Consider the following 2,778-nt stretch of genomic DNA (forward strand, 5'->3'; position numbering starts at 1 on the left):
TATAGAGCTAGGCCCGGTTAACGCCACCATTCACAAAATTGACGAGTGCGTAAAAATGGCTGACCTAGAGCAGCTTGCCGATATGTATTTCGGTATTTTAGAACGCTTACTGGCTAAATAGCCTTTATTGTTGATCATGAATCAGATACCGCAACAAGCATGGCTAGGCCAGCACAACGATTATCTTGTTGATGCTGGCAATGGCCATAGGCTTCACCAAGAGGTTATTTCGCCCTTTCTTGCTATGCAAGATGCTGCACAAAATGACGGTATAGACTTACAGTTAGTCAGTAGTTTTCGCGATTTCGACAGGCAAACCGCCATTTTTAACCGCAAGTGGACGGGGAAAGCGCAACTTCTTGATGACAACGGCACAGAACTGTCTTTCGAAACGCTAAGTGACCATGAAAAACTGCATGCTATTTTGACCTGGTCTGCGCTACCTGGCGGCAGTCGTCATCATTGGGGTACCGATATTGACGTTTATGACAGAGCAGCTGTGCATAATTGGGGCGGCGACTTTAGCCTTGTAGAAAGCGAATACCTTAGCGGCGGCCCTTGCCATAATCTTTCCTGTTGGCTAGCTGATAATATGGAACAGTTCGGTTTCTACCGACCTTTCTCAGTCAACCGTGGAGGTGTGGCCATTGAACCTTGGCATTTGAGCTTTAAAAGCACAGCAAGTAACTTTGAAAATGCCAGAAACCTAGACGGCTTTACACAAGCCATTGAACAAAGCGATATAGAAGGTAAAGCATGTATTTTGCCGCAGCTATCTAACTTGTATAATCGCTACGTTTTGAACAAGGGGCGCTAGCCTACGGAATTTTTATGAGCACTACCTGGGTCATTATCGTTATTGTTTTAGTATTGGGCGTAGTTATTGGAAATATCACGCTACTTAAATACAGCGCTAAGTTTAAATTTCCTACACCCTCCAAGCCGTATGATGATGACGAAGACGGTGACGCGGACCGTGGCGAGAACGACAATCCAAACAGAGGTACTGACCGCCCACATGCCGAGAATGAAACGCGCGGCGATGGTACTTCGTTGTCGCAAGCACATAATGATAGTGGCGACAGCGACAAGAAATCCGTGAAATAGCTTTTTCATTTATCCCATTACCGATAGTGGCGCTTAAAGCGAACTCCTAGTTCATTTCCTTTAAATTAGGTGTTGTTAGACACCTTGTGATGCAAGGAATGCCGTTTAGTCTGACTGATAACACAGACCGTTCACTATCTTCCCAATACAAATACACACTCTAAGAGGTTCTAGACGTGTCTAATAAACAATCCTTACTTAGCAACATAGGCGTGCAAGTTGTCATTGCTATGTTCATCGGTACTGCCGTTGGCGCCTTTATGGGTGAAAGCGCTGAAATGTTCGCACCTTTGGGAGCTATTTTTATCAACCTTATAAAAATGCTGGTTATTCCACTGGTGGCCGTGGCACTTATCTCTGGTGCAGCGGGGCTTGGTAACAGCACCAACGCAGGAAAAGTGGGGTTATCCACTCTGGCCTATTTTGGCTTAACCTCGGCCCTTGCCGTAGCACTTGCGCTAATAATGGGTGAAGTATTTAAGCCGGGTATAGGTATCGACGTATCATCGGTACAGAGCATGTTCTCGGGCGAATATGCCTCTAAAGGTGAACTCCCTTCTTTTTGGGCAACCGTAACAGGCATGATCCCGACCAATGTGTTTGCATCATTAACTAACGCTAACATTCTACAAATTTTAGTGTTTTGCTTATTCTTCGGTCTTGCCCTTTCCAAGCAGCCTAAAAAGAACCGAGAGCCTATTTTAAATGGGGTAAACACCATTGTTGATGCCATGGTGTGGATGATTAACTGCGTAATGAAAATTGCCCCTATCGGCGTTTTTGGTTTGATGGCAGAAGCAGTAGGCACATTCGGTTTTTCCGCGCTCATGGTGGTGTTCAAACTTTTCTTAGTGTTTACTGCTGCTATTTTAGTGTTTGGTTTTGTGGTCTACCCCCTATTGGTTCAGTTATTCACAAAAACCTCGGCTAAGTCTTTTCTTGTTGCGATGAAAAAGCCGCAGGCAGTGGCGTTATCAACTGCATCATCTATGGCAACGCTGCCTGTTACTATGAATACTGTGGAAAACGAACTCGGTGTAAGAAATGCAACGGCGTCGTTCGTATTGCCGTTAGGTGCTACTATCAACATGAGCGGTAACGCCATCTATTACGGCTTAGTGGCGGTATTTTTTGCGCAGCTTTTTAATATCGATTTATCAATGGGTGCTTATGTGGCCATTATTCTAACTTCTACCCTTGGGGCCGTTGGGCAAGCAGGTGTACCTGGCCCGTCATTCTTGGTCGTTGCAGTATTACTTGCTGCTGGCATTCCCATTGAAGGCTTACCCTTGTTGTTTGCCCTCGACAGAATTTTTGACATGATCCGTACCGCGCTGAACATCACGGGTGACGCTGCTTGCGCTGTGATTATCGATACTATTGCTATTGATAAAACTAACATTGATGATAGCGCTATCGATAAAACTGACATTAACGATAGTGCTAGCGATGCGACCTTAGAAGAAAAGATGGGCACAGATAAGCGCTAGATAAATACCTAATCTATTGGCAGTAAAACTGCCCAAATAAAAATGAGTTGTACAGCAAAAGAAAAAGGTGGTCACTTCACAGTGCCACCTTTTTTGATCACGCTAGGAATATATAGCTTAGTTTAGGTTGAGTTAGTTTAGATTAAGTTATTGCGCTTGTTTAACGCCTTTGTTTTTCACA

The 2,778-nt window shown here is 44.4% G+C and carries 3 protein-coding genes and 1 pseudogene; all 4 read left to right on the plus strand.

The window, feature by feature from the left end:
* Positions 1-121, plus strand: a pseudogene (locus KL866_RS20120) (succinyl-diaminopimelate desuccinylase); the annotation flags it as partial.
* A gap of 9 nt (positions 122-130) precedes the next feature.
* Positions 131-817, plus strand: a complete 687-nt coding sequence (locus KL866_RS04320) for a M15 family metallopeptidase (RefSeq protein WP_034325245.1) — start codon at positions 131-133, stop codon at positions 815-817.
* Positions 818-831: 14 nt separating this feature from the next.
* The gene (locus KL866_RS20125; RefSeq protein WP_025254807.1) at positions 832-1,107 is read left to right on the plus strand and encodes a DUF2897 family protein; all 276 of its coding nucleotides are present in this window, start codon (positions 832-834) and stop codon (positions 1,105-1,107) included.
* Between the two features lie 176 nt (positions 1,108-1,283).
* Entirely contained in the window at positions 1,284-2,597 is a 1,314-nt protein-coding gene (locus tag KL866_RS04330) for a dicarboxylate/amino acid:cation symporter (RefSeq protein ID WP_025254806.1), read from the plus strand.
* Positions 2,598-2,778: the final 181 nt, after the last annotated feature.

Origin of the sequence: Alteromonas sp. ALT199 (assembly GCF_018619335.1) — a bacterium.
Lineage (GTDB): Bacteria > Pseudomonadota > Gammaproteobacteria > Enterobacterales > Alteromonadaceae > Alteromonas.

Bases quoted from the DNA above. Each gene is read 5' to 3' on its own strand.
- KL866_RS20125 (WP_025254807.1), top strand. From the start codon at position 832: ATGAGCACTACCTGGGTCATTATCGTTATTGTTTTAGTATTGGGCGTA.